Here is a 16075-nt window from a genome sequence, read left to right on the forward strand (position 1 = left end):
TGGTGACCGGCACATCGGCGTTGCTGGCATGATCGAGGCATGGCTGAACGCGTTATCGCCGCGTGTGACGGGGCGTCGAAAGGAAATCCAGGACCAGCGGCATGGGCCTGGGTCATTGCCGACAGTGCGGGGGCGCCTGTCCGCTGGGAGGCGGGCCCGCTGGGCACGGCGACGAACAACGTGGCGGAACTGACCGCCCTGGAGAGCCTGCTGGCCGCAGTGGACCCGGATGTCGAGATGGAGATCCGGATGGACTCCCAGTACGCGATGAAGGCCGTCACGACGTGGCTGCCCGGATGGAAGCGCAAGGGCTGGAAGACGTCGTCGGGCAAACCGGTCGCCAACCAGGAACTCGTGATGCGGATCGACGGGTTGCTCACAGGACGTACCGTCGAATTCCGCTACGTCCCGGCGCACCAGGTCAACGGTGACCCGCTCAACGACTTCGCCGACCGGGCGGCCAGCCAGGCCGCGATCGTGCAGCAGGCCGCGGGCAGCCGTCTCGGTTCCCCCCAGCCGCCTGCCTCACCCGACGCGGTCCGTGCAGGCGGCGCGCCCCGGCGTTCGGCCGGAGGCGCGACCAAGGCAGGGCCGTCGTCGAAGCGCACCTCGGTACGGACGCTGAACGCGAAGTTCCCGGGCCGCTGCCGGTGCGGACGCTCCTACGCGACGGGGGAGCCCATCGCCAAGAACCCGGACGGCTGGGGCCACCCCGGCTGCCGCACGGCGGACGGCGCCGGGGCGTAGTCTCCCGGCCGGACGGGACCCGATGCCCGGTCCGGCCGGTCAGTGCGCCAGGTGCCACTGGCCGTTGCTGACGACCGGGATCGCCAACGCCTCGGACCGGGAACCCGAATGCTCCGCCGCGCTGTTCTGGCTGCTCGCCAGAGGCCTGGGCCCGGCGGCCCGGATCACCCCGCGGGGGAGTACGAGTAGACCGTCGTGGACACGATGCAGGCGCCCGGCTGGACCACCTCCGCACGCAGGGTGCCGGTGTTCGAGTCGTAGTCGACACCCTCGGACTCGAACGTTCCGGAGCAGATGCTGCGACGGGGGAGCTGGAGCAGCGTCGTCACCCGGCCGGTGACCGTACGTCCGTCCAGGGCGTGTTCCAGATCGACCTGGAGGAGGTCCTTGGCGCTGTCGTCGGAGACGCACACCAGCCGGGTGTCCGAGACGAAGTCACAGGCCTGGATGTCGTTCACCGTGCGGTCCAGTGAGATCTGGCCGGCCTGTGCCAGCGCCCCGCCGGTGGGGGGAGTGGCGGGATTGAGGAGGGGGGCCGGGAAGACCTGGAGGCGGTCCTGGTCCCCCCATTCCCCGGAGACCATCCACTGCGTGTCGGGGGAGACGGCGGCAAAGGAGTTGTTGAGCTTCTCGCCCGGGTCGAGCTGGTGGACGTACTCGTACCGCTTCCCGTCGGGGGTCGTCACCGCGTACATCTTGGATGTCGCGTCGTCGCCGCCCTGGTAGGCGTCGAAGACGTCACCGTCGGCGATGTCCGGGTCGCCGACGTGGCTCCAGCCCTTGACGCGCAGGGCCAGCGGCACCGATGCGAGTCCGCGGAAGAGCAGCGAACCGTCCGCGCGGCTCGCGACGCCCTCGCCGCCGGTCAGGGAGCCGGTGTAGGAGGTGCCCGATTCGGTCCATCCGCCGGGGGCGGCGGACGCGCTCGGCAGGAACGCGGCGGACATGGCTATGGCGCCCGTCAGAACGGCGGCAACGCGGAGCGTTTTGAGGGGCACTGATCCTCCGTCGGTCGGCAGCTGGAGGCGAATCGTAGACCGAATGCCCGTACGGCCGCACTCCCTCCGGCCGGCAACTCCGCTCCGGTGGCCGGAATGCGCCGTACCTGTGGGCCGGGGCGGCCCTACGCTGCGGGCTCGGCGGTCCAGCTGATCACCGGGGGGCGCACCGCACCGCAGAGCGGTTGCCCGTGGGTGTCCGTGAGCCGCAGCCGGCCGGTGAGGTGTCCGGACCGCACAGCGGCGGCGAGCACCTCGGGGCTGACAGCGTCCAGCATCAGTTTGGCGCGGCGGAACATGGTGGCGGGGGCGGCCCCGTCCGACGTGGTCCAGGACAGGTAGACGAAGCGTCCGCCGAAGCGGTTCTGGATGTAGGGGCCGGAGATGACGATGCCGTCCGGTGTCGTGACAGCCGTGCACTCCAGCGTCCACCGGGCCGACGGCAGATCACCGGCGTGCGGAGCGGCCACTTCCTGAGGCCTGTCCTTGGCCTGGACGCCGACATGGATATCGGTGGCATCGGGGAAGGCGGAACTGGTGCGGCCGGGGAGGGCCGTGGCTTCGATACGGATCAGCATGCGGCCATTGTCCCGGTGTCCGGTCCCGCCGGGGCGCGGGCCGGGGTGCCCTGCGGATCGCCACACGCTTGTTCCGCGTTCTTCACCCGCCGGACCGGGGGCTGTGGCAGTGTCCTGTGAACCGTACATGACATCAATGTCGTGCCACCGCACGGCAGTTGGAGAGGACACCCCACATGTCCCGTCTTATGGCCACGAGATGGATGACCGCCGCGGCACTCGCGGTGGCCGCCGCACTGAGCGCCGCACCCCCCACGACAGCGGCCGCCCGCCCCGCTCACGTCCCGCCGGCGACTGCCTCGACGGTGCTGGACGATTCGTACTACGCGGACGCCGAGGGCAAGACCGGTGCTGCGCTCAAGAGCGCGCTCCACACGATCATCAGCAAGCAGTCGACGGTCACCTACGCCCAGGTGTGGGACGCCCTGGAGGTCACGGACCAGGATCCGGCCAACACATCCGACGTGATCGAGCTGTACACCGGAAAGTCCGTGCCCAAGTCCAGCAACGGTGGCGACACGGGTGACTGGAACCGCGAACACGTGTGGGCCAAGTCCCACGGCGGCTTCGGTACCGCCACCGGCCCCGGCACCGACCTGCACCACCTGCGGCCCGCGGATGTCTCAGTGAACGGCATCCGCGGGGACAAGGACTTCGACGACGGCGGCACAGCGGTCGCCGGAGCCCCCGGCAACTACACCGACTCGGACTCCTTCGAGCCGCGCGACGCGGTCAAGGGAGACGTGGCACGCATGATCCTCTACATGGCCGTGCGGTACGACGGCGGTGACGGGTTCCCCGATCTGGAACCGAACGACAAGGTCGACAACGGATCGGCCCCCGCCATCGGCCGGATCAGCGTGCTCACCAAGTGGAGCGACGAGGACCCGCCCGACGCCTTCGAGGAACACCGCAACGACGTGATCTACACCGACTACCAGCACAACCGCAATCCGTTCATCGACCACCCCGAGTGGGTCGACTCGATCTGGTAGAGGACAGCGGTGCCGGGGGACGGCACGGGCGGCGCCGCGGCCCCGCCTGTGCCGTCCCCCGGGCGCGGTGTTTCCGCAGGCGCGCGCGCTCAGTCGGTCTCCGCGTCCCCCTTGGAGGTGTGGGCAATGCATTCGACGTCGATCTGATCGGCGAGTTTGGCCAGTTCGATGGTGAGTGCGGCCACGGTGTCCTCGTCGGCGTTGGACGAGTCGTCGCGCACCGCCTGCAGCCAGCCGGCGCCGAGCGTCCGCAGCATGTGGCTCACATCGGCGGCTGCCACATGCAGCACACCCTGCTCGTCGGGGACCAGGGCCAGCATGACGTCACGGTTCAAAAGTCTCTCCGCCTCCAGTGTCTGCGGAATGCTCCGCGATGCGACTCTAATGACACCTTGCGCCCTCGCGCGGGACATGAGGCCCATGCCCTGCGCGACGGCAGCCGATGCACGGGGTGTCCGTCCCGGTGTCCGTGGCGTCGTGTTCCCGCTTCCGGCCCGTGGTACTCCGCCGGTGGGTCACCCGTACCGGGGCGGAAGGAGTTTCCCGGGTACCCCCACGGCGCGCCGATTCTCAGCGACGCTCCGCGCGGCGCCGGCGGATGACGGCGATGTCGATCGCCGAAACGGCGGTGAGGACGCCGCAGACGGCGGCGAGGACGACCAGGACGGCTGTGCCCGGAGCTCCGGGAGAGCGGGCGGAAACCGCCCACAGGGCGAGCAGCGCCGCCCCCGCGGCGAAGAGCGGCAGCGCCACCGCGGAGAGAAGCAGCCGGGCACCCAGCGCGCTGCGGGCGGTCAGCGGCTCTGTCCCGGTCCTGCCCCGCCCGGGGATTCCTGAGTGGGCACGCGGGGCCGGTCCGCCGTGGCGGGTGCCCAGTACTGCACGGTGGGACATGAGAACCCCTTCCCGGCTGCGGCCGCCGGGAGTGCGGGCGGCCGCGCACTGAATCACGTGGATCCTGTACCACCCAGTGTGCTCCCGCCCGCGCGGGTTTCGGTGTCCCGGGCGGCCGGCGCCCGCGGGCAGGACTCAGTGCCGCCCGCGGACCCGTCCCACCGCGGCGTAGATCCCGCTGCCCTCCGCAGCGGGGGCGGCCGTGTCCCTGAACCACTCCGGCGCTGTCACCAGGCCGGGGGAGACGAGATCGAGCCCGCCGAAGAACCGGCCGACCTCGGCGCGGGTGCGGAAGCCGAGCCGGATGCCGCCTTTCGCGTACTGCGCCGTGACCATGGCCGCCAGCTCCGGGTACCGGTCGGACGCCGCGTGCGACATCACCAGGCAGCTGCCCGGCGGCAGTGTCCCCACCAGGGCGCCGACGATGCCGTACGGGTCCTGGTCGTCGGGTACGAAGTGCATCAGCGCGATCAGGGAGAGCGCGATCGGCCGGTCGAAGTCCAGGACCTTCCGGGCGTGGCTGATGATCGCCTGCGGCTCGCGGACATCGGCCTGGACGTAATCGGTCGCGCCCTGCGCACTGCTCACGAGGAGTGCTTCCGCGTGCCTCAGCACGATGGGGTCGTTGTCCGTGTAGACGACCCGGGCCGAAGGCACGGTCCGCTGCACGATCTGGTGGAGGTTCGGCCGGGTGGGGATGCCGGTGCCTATGTCGAGGAACTGGTCGATGCCGCTGCCTGCCAGCCAGGCCGCGGCGCGGTGCATGAACTCGCGGTTCTGCCGGGCCGCGTCCTTCGCCTCGGTCGGAAGCCCCTCGCCCACCTCCTGGTCGACGGGATAGTTGTCCTTGCCGCCCAGCAGCCAGTCGTAGACCCGCGCGGGGTGCGGCTTGCTCGTGTCGATCCGGGAGGCGGGTACGGCTGCCGTCATGGCGGGCTCCGTTGTGCGAGGAGTGGACGGGGAGCAGGCCCCTGTGTGCGGCCGGGACGACGGGTGGCTGCCGCGCTGCCCTCAGTCCACCGCACCCCGGCCGATCAGCGCCTTGTCGGCGCAGTCTGCCACAGCGAATCGGCGGGCAGCCAGGCACGGCTGAGCGGCGGCGCAGGAGACCGGCATCCGCTTGGTGTCCCGGCGGACCACCGGTCGAAGTGGCCCCCGGTGACAGGCTCTTCGGCCTGCTCGCCCGCCGACTCGCCACCGCGGTGGCGGTCATCACCGCAGGCGACCGTCAGCAGGGAAGCCCCCGCACGGAGACCGACACCGGGGCGGCGGAGCCAGGGCGGGACCACCGTGCTCGCGGTACCCGCCTCACCGCCCGCCCCAGGCCTGTCGGACGAAGACTTCACCCGCCGGACCGCCACCCGGCGATCCGGCGGGCACCGGCCCGCCCTCAGAGGTGGAGCAGCACCGCCGTGGTGCCCAGCGCCGGTACGTCAACCGTCGTCGAGCCGTCGGCATCCGGGTCCAGCCGCTCGCCCGGTGCTCCGAGAAAGTCGGCTGCCACGGTCTCCGCGACCGGGAAGCCCGGAGTGATCCGGCAGGCGACCGGCTCCTGCGCGTACGACTGGAGCCGCACCAGCACCCGGCCGGGGGCCGGAACGGTGAGCCCCACGATCCGGATCCGTGGATCACCGACGGTCAGCAGGCCGTACGAGGCTTCAGGCTCCTCGACCGCTTCTCCCATGGCGCGTACGGCGACCAGCGGGCGGCTTCCTGCGGCCGCTGTCCGCATGCCCAGTTCAGGACCTGCGAACTCCGATGCGGGTGCTACAGCCACGCTGTACCGGAAGACGTGGTCGAAGGCCTGCTCGGAGGGGAAGTTGGTGTCCCAGATGTTGTTGTGCACCCAGGAGAACAGCGTGCCCGGCTCGTCCTGGGCCAGCGACTGCGGGTAGGGCGCATAGGGAATCGCGATCCCGCCCACCTGCACCAGCGGGGCGTCCTGAGTGGCCACGGCGGCGGCCGTGGCCCCCTCCTCGAAGCTCACCCAGCGGCGGACCGCACGCATGTGCCGCGCGGAGCCCGGCACCACCGGCAGACCGGTGCCCGTCATGCCACCGGTGGCCTCCATGCGTACGACCGGATCCCGCATGGCGAAGGGGAATGCGAAGAACGCACTCTCCTTGGTCAGGGTCGCCCGCTTGGCGATCCGGTTCTCGAGATCGATACGGGCCTGACCGTGCGGGAGGTGGACGCGTACGCGCAGCCGCTCGGTGCCGGCCGGCGCACACTCGTAGACGAGCGTCTGGCCGGTCGCGTCACGGGAGCGTTCCACCAGCGCAGCCGCCGGGGCCGCCGTGCGCGAGGCGAGCAGGTGCATCGAATCGGTCGCCGTGGTCTTGCTCGACTGGTGGTTGAAGCCGCCCGCCGTGGCGTACTCGTCGTACACATAGCCGTTGAGGCCGACCGTCGCGTCCTGCCGGACCAGTTCCCGGCCGGTCTGTTTGTCGGTGACCGAACTGATCCAGGCCGAGCGCAGGTCGACGGTCACCCGCAGGAACTCGTTCTCCAGAACGGTCGAGTCCCCTGTGTCCGGTGAGACCACTGCGGCCGTTGAAGCGCCCCCGGCCGGAACGATGTCCACGCGGACCGCACCCTGTGCGGGCACGTCCCGGAGCCGGAACAGCAGGAAGCGGCCCGCGGCCCGGTGCAGCTCGTTGGTCTGGGCCTCCTCGGTGTGCTCCAGGTGTGCGCCGTCGCGCCCGTCGAGTACCCGGACCTGGTCCTCCAGCGGAACCGTGCTCTCCGGAAGGAACAGCCGTACGCTCTCCGAACGCTGCCAGCTGCACGTGTTGGTCACGTAGAAGCCGGCCGGTGTGCCCCAGCGGGGCGACAGCCGGGCGCCGAGTGCCGCCCCGGCGCCGTCGAGGAGTGTCTTCGCTTCGTCGTGGGCACGCAGCGCCTGCGCGTACTTCCAGTGCCACTGCCGCTCCCCGGACTGGTGGCCGTGGTCGCCGTGCGTCCAGGGGTCACCGCCGCCCCAGGTGTGTTCGTTGAACAGTGAAGCCGCACGGTAGACCTCGGGAGCGGCCGCGGTGATCTGCGAGCTGCCCGCCGCTCCGAGGATCTCCGCGTGTGCGGCCACGGTCTGGGCGTCGGCCAGCGCAGCCTGGCCGTCGCGAGTGGCGGCCAGCGGGACGGCGCCAGCCCCGACACCGTCCACCCACCAGTCGCTCCAGTCACCCTCGAAGGTCTCCAGACGGTCACCCAGCCGTGTCTCCGCGTCGAGGAAGAAGTCCTCGTTGCGTGAGGTGCGCAGGACGGGGAAGGCCCACTCCTCGTTCCACCGGCGTACGGTGTCCGCGATCACGCGGCGCGGCGGACCGTTGTCCGCGAACTTGCCCAGCACCCGCAGGTGCAGGATGTCCCACGGGTACGGGTCGCCCTTGAACTCCTCGTCCAGGACCGGGAACCCGGGGATGCCGCGGCCTTCGTGCGGATACTGCCGCGTGGCCAGTGCCGAGAGATAGTGCGGCAGGAGATCGTCGACCCGGTCGAAGGACTCGTCGAACCCGAGGACCGACCCCTCCATGTACGCCAGTCCGTGCGGGGTGTCGGTGCGCCACACCAGCACACTGCGGCCGCTCGGTGCCTTCCAGCGGAACAGCCGGGGGAGCGCCCCGCCGCCGACATGGTGCGGCACCGCACGGCCGGCCCAGTTGTGGGCCACCGAGAGATAGCGGATGCCGCTGTCCGCGAGGACGTCGGGCAGCCCGACGACCTGCCCCGGGACATCCGTCTGCATCGCGGTGGTGATGTCGATGCCGTGCTGCTCGCGGAACTCCCTTATAGGACGCAGTAGTTCGTGCAGCTCATCGGTGGAGCACGTCTCCGTGTGCAGGTTGAACGGCATCGCGGTGAGTTCGATGCGGCCTTCGCGTACCCGCTCCAGGAACCGCGCGACCTGCTCCGGCGGACGGTTCGCCGACCAGTTCTCGAAGCTGAAGAAGCCCTCGACGGCCCAGCGGAACATGGAGGCGTCCGGCCGGTCGTCCGTCGCACGGCACAGCTCGAGGAGGGAGTCGAGGTACTTGCGGCCCTCCGCGAGAACGGTGCCCTGCGGGTCCGTGTAGCCGATGTCGAGGTGGGCGTGCTGCACCAGATGCAGCGTCCAGTGCCGTTGCGGGGTCAGCCGCACCTCGATGTGCTCGCCCTCCGCGATCTCGGGCAGCTCGACCAGGAGCTGGACCGGTGAGTCCACCTCGGGTACCAGAAGCCGGACGTCGCCCTCAGGGCCGGGTATCAGGTCGCATCGCACAGCGGTGCCGGACAGGGTGGTGACACGGGCCCGCGTGAGAGGGCGGTCGGTGCCCACCCGTACGGACTGGAGCAGACCGCCGTCGCCGTCATGGCGCAGCAGCGGCTCGCAGGACAGCCGGACGGCGTGTCCACCGAGGACGCCGGTGGCGCTCACCCCACGGTCGCGCAGGATGTCGCGGGCGATGTCGGAGTCCCACCAGGAGGGGCGGGACAGATCGGGGCGGGGCATGGAGAGGGTTCTCCGCTCTGGCGTGGTGCCGGTTCGGTGCGTTTCAGCGGTCGGTGGTGGAGCGTGGGGCCCGGACGTCCGGGGGTGGTTCCTCAGGAGCGGTCCGTGGCGAGCCCGGCGAAGATCTGGACCATCGCGGACTGTTCGAGGGTTTCGGCGGGCGCGGACGGGTTGTAGTCACCGCCGCCCGACGGCTGGAACCGGAAGAGTCCGTCCGACGGATCCCGGTTCTCCTTCCAGATACGTTCCGCGTAGGCGCTCTCCACCTGCCGGTAGGCCGGGTCGGGGCGTACGCCGTTCAGGATCCGGAGGTTGTCGAAGTAGATGGCGTTGAAGATCGCCGGCTGGTCGTGCAGCCGGTCGCCCTGCTTCCAGTACGCGAGCGACGCGCCGGCGTCCGCCACCGCGCGCTTCAGGTACGAGTGGTCGCCGGTCGCCAGGTACAGCGTGGTGGCGGTGCCGACCATGGCCCCGGAGTTGTAGGTCCACAAGGTGGTGTCGACCGTACCGTCGTCACCGCGGCTGTTCCGGTAGAGCCCCGGGCCCTGGCGCAGACAGGACCGGTTCCACCCGTACCACTTCTCCGCGCTCCGCAGGTAGCGGCTCTCGTGCTTCACCTGGTAGAGCCGCGCGGCCAGCTCCGCTGCGAGACCTGTCACGTTCGCGGCGCGCGTGGTGTTACTGGGAGAGTCGACCCAGTCCATGCCCCCGGGGCAGGTCTTGGACGCGTCGTCGTCCCATCCGCGGCTGACGATGTCGAAGGTCTGCTCCGCCCGGCCGAGGTAGGCGGTGTCCCCGGTGGAACGGTACTGGTCCAGCAGCGACAGCCCGACGACGGAATTGTCGTCGTAGAAGACGTCGCCGCCCTGTCCGAGCGGCGCCGGCAGGTACGAGTCGTAGCCGGGCCGGCCGTCACGGGGTTCGAAGTAGCGCTCCAGGGTGGCGAAGCGCTCGGCCGCGTCCGCCCTGTAGGCGTTTCCGGCCTTGGGCAGGCCGGCCATGTCGACCGTGGCCGCCGCGGCTTCGCGCATCGGCCAGAGAAAGGAGTGGGCGTTGTCCGTGCTCTGTTGCGGGGTCTTCTCCTGGTAGAGGCCGTGGTTCTCCGGGCCCTGGTACAAGTGTTTCTGGAGTGAGCCGTACGTGGCCTCGGCGCGGCCGGTCCACGGGTCCGCGGCCGGTTTCGCGGCGGCGAGAGCCGGCGCGGGGCACAGAACGGAGCAGAGGACCGGGGCGGCGGCCAGGACGAGGGCGGTGCGGACGGGGATCTTCACCGTGGGGTGCCTTTCGGGGGAACGGCCGACGACCGCGGGGCGGGGCCGGTGGCGGGCTGTCTCCGCGGAGGGTCAGCCGAGCTTGAGGCTGCTGACGAAGAAGCGCTGGGCGGAGAAGAACAGGACGACGGTCGGCAGGGAGACCAGCAGCGCGCCGCCGAGGACGACCGGGGGACCGACACTGGAGTAGTTGCCCTGGAGCTCGGCGAGCGCGGCCATCACCGGGCGGATGTTCCGGCTGGTGGAGAGGGTGATCCCGAAGAGGAGGTCGTTCCAGACGGCGACGAACTGGAAGACGAACGCTGCGACCATCGCCGACCGCGAGAGCGGTACGTGGATCTGCCAGAAGATCCGCCACCAGGACGCCCCGTCCAGCCGCGCCGCCTCGATCACCTCACCGGGGAGCGTCTGCGCGAAGTTGCGCATGATGAAGTACGCGAACGGGATCGCCACCGCGACGTACACGAGGAACAGCCCGATCTGCGCGTCGTAGAGACCGGTGTTCGCGTACGCGAGGAACAGCGGCCGCAGGAAGACCTGGAGCGGCAGCAGGGTGCCCGAGTAGATAAGCCAGAACCACAGGGTCTTGCGCTTCACTGGCATGATCACGGTCGCGAAAGCGGCGGTGGTGGCCACCACGATCGCCGCGGCCGCACTGGTCACCGCGTACATCAGGCTGTTGCCCATGGCGGGTCCCAGTCTGGCCCGGGTCCAGGCCTGGGACATGTTGCCGAAGAGCCCGAAGCCCCCGTGCGGCCACCAGTGCGGGCTGCCGCCGTAATCGGCGGCCGGCACCAGTGCGTTGACGAGCAGCAGCCAGGTCGGCACGGCCCAGAGGAGGGAGACGACCACCAGGACGGTGTTGCGGACGGCGGTGCCGGCGGAGATTCGGCGGGTGGACATGGTCAGGCGCCTTTCGGGGTCAGCTGGCGTCGCAGATAGAGCCAGGAGGCCAGCAGCACGATGACGGTGAGGACGACCGCGACGGCCGCGCCGGCGCCCGGACGCAGGGCGAGGAACGTCTCCTGGTACATCGAGACCGCGAGTGTCTCGGAATTGCGGCCGGGGCCGCCCTGCGTGAGCACCCAGATCAGGTCGAACGACTTCAGTCCGTTGACCAGGCTGCTGCCGACGACGATCACGGAGACCGTCCTCAGCTGGGGCAGGACGACGTACCAGAACTTGCGCCACCCGTCGGCCCCGTCCAGGGACGCGGCCTCCAGGGTTTCCGGAGGGATGGTCTGCAGACCGACCAGGAAGAGGATCACGGCGACGCCGGTCGACTGCCACGTGTTGGCGACGATCATGACGAGTGTGTTGCCCGGCCATTCGAGCAGCCAGCCCTGGGCGAACGATCCCAGACCGAGCGCCCGGAGCGCCTGGTTGGCGGCGCCGTCCGTGGTGAGGATGAAGTTCCACACGACGGCCACCGCGGAACCGGATATGGCGTACGGCAGGACCACGAGCAGCCGCGCCACCCGGGACCACCCGGAGCCGTTGGTCATGACCGCGATGCCCAGGCCCAGAACCAGCGGCAGGGCGACCGTGCCCACCACCCACATCAGGGTGTTCTCGACGGACTTCGCGAGGACCGGGTCGGTGAGGAAGAGCCCGTAGTTGGTGAACCAGGTGAAACCGGAGATCCGTCCGTCGCTGAAGAAGCCGCGGTACAGCGTCACCGCGAACGGGGCGAGCAGCAGAGCGGCGACGAGCAGGACGGCGGGTGCCAGGAATCCGGCCCCGGCCAGCCGGTCCTTCAGCCTGCGCGGGGCTGCGCGGCCGGTGACGGACGGCGGGACGTCGGGCGCGGGGGAACCGGCCGCCGTAGGGCGCCGGTCGAGTGCCGATGTCATGACTCGTCCTTGTTCCAGGCGGCCCACTCCTTGGCCGCCCGGCTCGCCATGCTGCGCAGCGTGGCCTCGGGTGACATGCCCTGCGTCATGAAGGCTCCAAGGTCGTCAGTGTTGCCCTGAATGAGATTGGGCGGCCCGGACTGTCCGTACCGGGGGAGCTCGGTCCAGTGCTCGCGCGCGGCCCGCGCCTTGAGACGGGCGAGTACCGGATTGCCGGTGACCGCCTTCGGGTTGGCCGAGCCGTCCTGGAGGAAATCGGTCCACACGTGCTGGACCGAGGGGGCCAGCCAGTGCGCGGCGTTCGCCATGGCTGCGTCGTGCGACACGGCCTTCTCCGGTACGGCGAGAACACCGGCCTCGGTGACCACGGACCGTTTGGTCGAGGCGTCGACGGGAGGCAGGACGAAGGCGTCGAACCCCTTGCCCGGTTTCATCCCGGCGGCAGCCAGCCCCTGCGACTGCCAGGAGCCGTGCAGGAACATGCCGACCTTGCCGGTCTTCAGTGCGGCGGGCCCGTTGTTCTGGTCGAAGTCGGCCGGGGTCATCCAGCCCTTCTTCATGAACTCCTGCCAGATCTGCATGGCCTTGTGCGCCTGCGGATCGGTGTAGCGGGCCCGGCCCGCGATCAGATCGGCGTAGAAGACCGGGTCCACCTTGCTGATGAGCTCCTCGAACCATTCGTACGCCGGCCAGTTGCCGTTCTGCGTGGCGACGAACGGTATGACGCCTGCCTTCTTGAGCACCTCCGCGTTGTGGAGCAGCTCGTCCCAGGTGTCCGGGGCGCGGAGTCCGTGCCTGCCGAATACCTCCGTGTTGTAGAACAGCACGTAGTACGACTGGTAAAGGGGTATCCCGTACACGGCGCCCCGGTAGGACATCGCGTCACGGAGGGTCCTGGTCACCCAGCCCTTCCGCTCGTACGCGTCCCATACGTGCGTCAGGTCACTGAGGCTGCCCGTACGTGCGAGCTGCTTGAGGTCGTATCCCGACTGCCATTTGATGAGGTCCGTCGCCTTGGTGGTCTGCAGCGAGATCTGTGTGACCTGCGTGTAGGCGGTGGGGTTGGGGTTCGAGAGCGGGCGCAGTGCGTACCCGGTCAGCTTCTTCAGCTCCCGTCCGGCAGCGGCATACCCCGCGTCCCAGGTCGGGTTGTCGTTCGCCAGCGATGTCGTGCCCCGCATCGCGGCCGTGCTGTCGCCGCGTGCGCAGCCGCCTGCCAGTGCGGCCGCGGCGCCGGCCCCGAGGCCCGCCAGCACGGTGCGCCGGCGGAGCGGGTGAGACGACGGCTGTGTCGTCTCGCCGGTTGATCTCATGGGTTCACTTCCCTCTGGATCCCGGGCGGGGTCCCTGGCTCTGGGGTGCGGTGTGGGAGATCCGCCGGATGCGCGTACATCGTTCGTATGCGCTCCGGGTTGCCAGGATGTTAACGACACCATGAAGCCGAAACAAGAGGTGTGGCCCTAATTTCAGAGCAAGACCGCTGCTGGCTGCGAATAAGTGCCTCGATGTGTCGAGCGCCTTGTTCGTGCCGAGTGTTATCGATACCATTCAGTCGGTTGTCGGCCCACGTCTTCAGGAGCCCCTGTGCACCAGCCCCGCCCCTACGAACGCAACCCGCGGTACCCGGCCACCGGCGGCACCGTCGTCACCGGCTGGACCGCCGCCGTCGCGGATGTGCCCACCGCCCCGACAGTCCTCGCACTCGACGGGCCTGCCGCGCTGAACTGGGCAGGCGCGGTCGACGGCCTCGCCGAGGCCCTGGGCGCGCGGGGCACGGCCGTGACTGTGCTCGACATACGTGAGCTCTGGTCCGCAGCGGCCGTCGAGCGGCTCTGTGTCCCAGGACCGGACGCCGACCCGTTCTTCCTGCCTCTCGCCGAATTCTCCATGAGTGATCTCTTCGGGACGCCCCCCACCCAGCAGCGCCCGCGCGACGGGGTCCTGCTCGTCTTCGGTCCCGGCGCGGCCCTGAGCCGACCCGATCTGCTGTGGTGGGCCGACCTGCCGAAGCGGTACGCCGAAGAGGCCGTCACCGGGGGAGCGACGGGCACCAACCTCGGCCGTCCGGGCGTACCCGGCGAGCTGCGCAGCCTCTTCTACACGGACTGGCCCGTCGGCGACCGCCATCGGGACGGACTGGCCCACCGGGTCGACCGCTGGGTCGATCTCCAGAGCGAGCAGGGGCCCGCCTCACTGGACGGCGCCGCGGTACGGGCGACCCTCGCCGGGCTCGCCACCGGGCCTGTCAGGACCCGTCCGTTCTTCAACTCCACACCGTGGGGCGGCCAGTGGGCCGCGCGTGAGCTCGGTTTCGAACCGCGCAACGGCAACACCGCCCTCGGGTACGAACTCATCGCGCCCGAAGCCGGGGTCCTGGTCGGGCAGGACGAGGCCGCCCAGGTCGAGCTCCCGTTCCAACTGCTCTGCGAGCTCCATCCCGATGAGTTCCTCGGCCCCGAGGTCCACCGCCGCTACGGCACCTCCTTCCCCATCCGCTTCGACTACCTGGACACCGTCGGCGGCGGCAACCTCTCCCTGCATCTCCACCCGCAGGAGCAGTACATGCGGGAGACGTTCGGCTGGCCCTACACCCAGCACGAGACGTACTACGTGACCGCGAGCGAACCCGGTGCGCAGGTCTACCTCGGCCTGCGGGACAGTACCGACGTGGACGTGATGCGCAAGGAGGTCGAGGCGGCGGCGGACGGGGTCCCGCTGCGGGTCGAGGACCACGTCATGACGCACCCGGCCGAGGCCGGACAGCTCTTCATGATCCCGGCAGGCACCCCGCACGCCTCCGGCGCGGGCAACCTGGTACTCGAGGTCAGCGCGACGCCCTACCTCTACTCCCTCCGCTTCTACGACTGGCTGCGCAAGGGGACATCCGGCGCGCCACGCCCCCTCTCGTACGAGCACGGGTTCGCCAATCTCGGCACCGCGCGGCGCGGGGACGACGTGGTCGACGACCTCGTGCAGCGGCCGCGGACCCTGCGTGAGGGGCCGGGCTGGCGCGAGGAGGCCATCGGTGCGCTGCCCGAGATGTTCTACGCGGTGCACCGCTTCGTGATCGAGGGACCGGAGGCCGCCGCCGACGACACCGCCGGCCGCTTCCACATCCTGAACGTCTCGTCCGGTGACGGCGTCGTGGTGGAGACACCGGGAGGACTCCGTCACGACCTGGCTTTCGCGGAGACGCTCACCGTGCCCGCGTCCGTCGGCCCCTACCGCCTGCACCCCGTCGGCACCCGCCCGGTGCATGTGGTGAAGTCGCTGGTGACGCAGGTATGAGCCAGGTGCCTGTGCTGGAGATCGGCGGTACTCATGTGACGGCCGCCGTCGTCGACACCGGGGCCGGACCGCTCGCTCCTGTCCCGGCCGTACGGCAGCCGGTTCCCGCGGATGCGCCTGCCGGTGAACTCCTCGACGCGATCGCCGGCGCCGCCCACCACCTCGACCTCCCCGAAGCGGCGCACTGGGGCGTGGCGATACCGGGGCCCTTCGACTACTCCGCCGGCATCGGCCGCTTCCGGGGAATCGGCAAGTTCGAGTCGCTGCACGGCATCGACGTGGGCGCGGAGCTGCTGGGCCGTCTCCCGGCAGGCCCCCGCGGCATCAGCTTCGTCAACGACGCCGACGCCTTCGCCATGGGCGAGTACCGGGCCGGTGCGGCGGCAGGCCGGCGGCGGGTCGTCTGCATCACGCTCGGCACCGGGGTCGGTTCCTCGTTCCTCGACGGCGGACAACCGGTAGTGGACGGGCCCGAAGTCCCGCCCGGCGGGCGGGTGCACCGGCTCGCCGTCGACGGGAGTCCGCTGGAGGAGGTCGTCTCCCGCAAGGCGATACTCAGGTTCTACTCGGACATGGCGGCGGATGCGGGCGAGCGCAGGGCGGCGGACGTGCGCGACATCGCCGGGCTGGCGCGCACCGGCGACCCGCACGCCACTCGGACGATCCGGCACTGCTTCGGCGCGCTGGGACGGGCTCTGGCGCCCTGGTGCGAGCGGTTCGGTCCGGAACTCATGGTCTTCGGCGGTTCGATGGCCGGCTCCTGGGATCTGCTGGGTCCAGCCGTCCGCGCGGGCTTCGACGCGTGGGCTCCGGGCGCCGCGCCACCGATCGTCACCGCCCTGCGCCCCGCCGACGCCCCTCTCGTCGGCGCCGCTCACTGGGCTCTGCAACGGTCCGCGGGCATCCCGCCCGTACGGACCTAGAATGACCGCACCCTTGATCGACCCGCCGCACGACGACTC

The 16075-nt window shown here is 70.4% G+C and carries 14 protein-coding genes; 4 read left to right on the top strand and 10 right to left on the bottom strand.

Annotated elements, in window-relative coordinates; translation table 11 throughout:
* Positions 1 to 39 precede the first annotated feature (39 nt).
* On the top strand, positions 40 to 747 hold the full coding sequence (locus OG584_RS33150; RefSeq protein ID WP_405783394.1) for a ribonuclease H: 708 nt from the start codon (positions 40 to 42) through the stop codon (positions 745 to 747).
* A gap of 164 nt (positions 748 to 911) precedes the next feature.
* Here the strand turns inward: OG584_RS33150 and OG584_RS33155 are convergent, their stop codons facing one another.
* On the bottom strand, positions 912 to 1694 hold the full coding sequence (locus OG584_RS33155; RefSeq protein ID WP_405784404.1) for a hypothetical protein: 783 nt from the start codon (positions 1692 to 1694) through the stop codon (positions 912 to 914).
* A gap of 176 nt (positions 1695 to 1870) precedes the next feature.
* Positions 1871 to 2323, bottom strand: coding sequence for a DUF5990 family protein (locus OG584_RS33160; RefSeq protein ID WP_405783395.1), 453 nt, complete (start codon positions 2321 to 2323; stop codon positions 1871 to 1873).
* Between the two features lie 176 nt (positions 2324 to 2499).
* On the opposite strand from OG584_RS33160, the gene OG584_RS33165 reads away from it, so the two are divergent.
* A complete protein-coding gene (locus tag OG584_RS33165; protein ID WP_405783397.1) occupies positions 2500 to 3318 on the top strand; it encodes an endonuclease I family protein in 819 nt (272 codons plus the stop codon).
* Positions 3319 to 3407: 89 nt separating this feature from the next.
* Here OG584_RS33165 and OG584_RS33170 read toward each other — a convergent pair whose 3' ends face one another.
* The 8 genes from OG584_RS33170 to OG584_RS33205 form a co-directional block, all read right to left on the bottom strand.
* Positions 3408 to 3653, bottom strand: coding sequence for a DUF6213 family protein (locus OG584_RS33170; RefSeq protein ID WP_405783398.1), 246 nt, complete (start codon positions 3651 to 3653; stop codon positions 3408 to 3410).
* Positions 3654 to 3888: 235 nt separating this feature from the next.
* Positions 3889 to 4212, bottom strand: coding sequence for a DUF6343 family protein (locus OG584_RS33175; protein WP_405783399.1), 324 nt, complete (start codon positions 4210 to 4212; stop codon positions 3889 to 3891).
* A gap of 135 nt (positions 4213 to 4347) precedes the next feature.
* A complete protein-coding gene (locus tag OG584_RS33180; protein ID WP_405783400.1) occupies positions 4348 to 5142 on the bottom strand; it encodes an SAM-dependent methyltransferase in 795 nt (264 codons plus the stop codon).
* Positions 5143 to 5602: 460 nt separating this feature from the next.
* Entirely contained in the window at positions 5603 to 8701 is a 3099-nt protein-coding gene (locus OG584_RS33185; RefSeq protein WP_405783401.1) for an alpha-mannosidase, read from the bottom strand.
* Between the two features lie 92 nt (positions 8702 to 8793).
* Positions 8794 to 9972: a glycoside hydrolase family 76 protein gene (locus OG584_RS33190; RefSeq protein ID WP_405783402.1), complete on the bottom strand. Its 1179-nt coding sequence runs from the start codon at positions 9970 to 9972 to the stop codon at positions 8794 to 8796.
* Between the two features lie 72 nt (positions 9973 to 10044).
* The gene (locus OG584_RS33195) at positions 10045 to 10875 is read right to left on the bottom strand and encodes a carbohydrate ABC transporter permease (RefSeq protein ID WP_405783403.1); all 831 of its coding nucleotides are present in this window, start codon (positions 10873 to 10875) and stop codon (positions 10045 to 10047) included.
* Between the two features lie 2 nt (positions 10876 to 10877).
* On the bottom strand, positions 10878 to 11825 hold the full coding sequence (locus OG584_RS33200) for a carbohydrate ABC transporter permease (RefSeq protein ID WP_405783405.1): 948 nt from the start codon (positions 11823 to 11825) through the stop codon (positions 10878 to 10880).
* Positions 11822 to 13138, bottom strand: coding sequence for an ABC transporter substrate-binding protein (locus tag OG584_RS33205; RefSeq protein WP_405783407.1), 1317 nt, complete (start codon positions 13136 to 13138; stop codon positions 11822 to 11824). The genes OG584_RS33200 and OG584_RS33205 overlap by 4 nt, the downstream gene beginning before the upstream one ends.
* A 271-nt stretch (positions 13139 to 13409) precedes the next feature.
* Between OG584_RS33205 and OG584_RS33210 the strand changes: the two genes are divergently transcribed.
* Together OG584_RS33210 and OG584_RS33215 are read left to right on the top strand one after the other, a co-directional pair.
* Positions 13410 to 15113 carry a class I mannose-6-phosphate isomerase gene (locus tag OG584_RS33210; protein WP_405783408.1) on the top strand — a complete coding sequence of 568 codons (1704 nt, stop codon included), beginning with the start codon at positions 13410 to 13412 and terminating at the stop codon, positions 15111 to 15113.
* On the top strand, positions 15110 to 16036 hold the full coding sequence (locus OG584_RS33215) for an ROK family protein (RefSeq protein ID WP_405783409.1): 927 nt from the start codon (positions 15110 to 15112) through the stop codon (positions 16034 to 16036). Before OG584_RS33210 ends, OG584_RS33215 begins: the two co-directional genes overlap by 4 nt.
* The last annotated feature ends 39 nt before the right edge of the window (positions 16037 to 16075 follow it).

It is taken from the genome of Streptomyces sp. NBC_00859 (assembly GCF_045161865.1).
Lineage (GTDB): Bacteria > Actinomycetota > Actinomycetes > Streptomycetales > Streptomycetaceae > Streptomyces.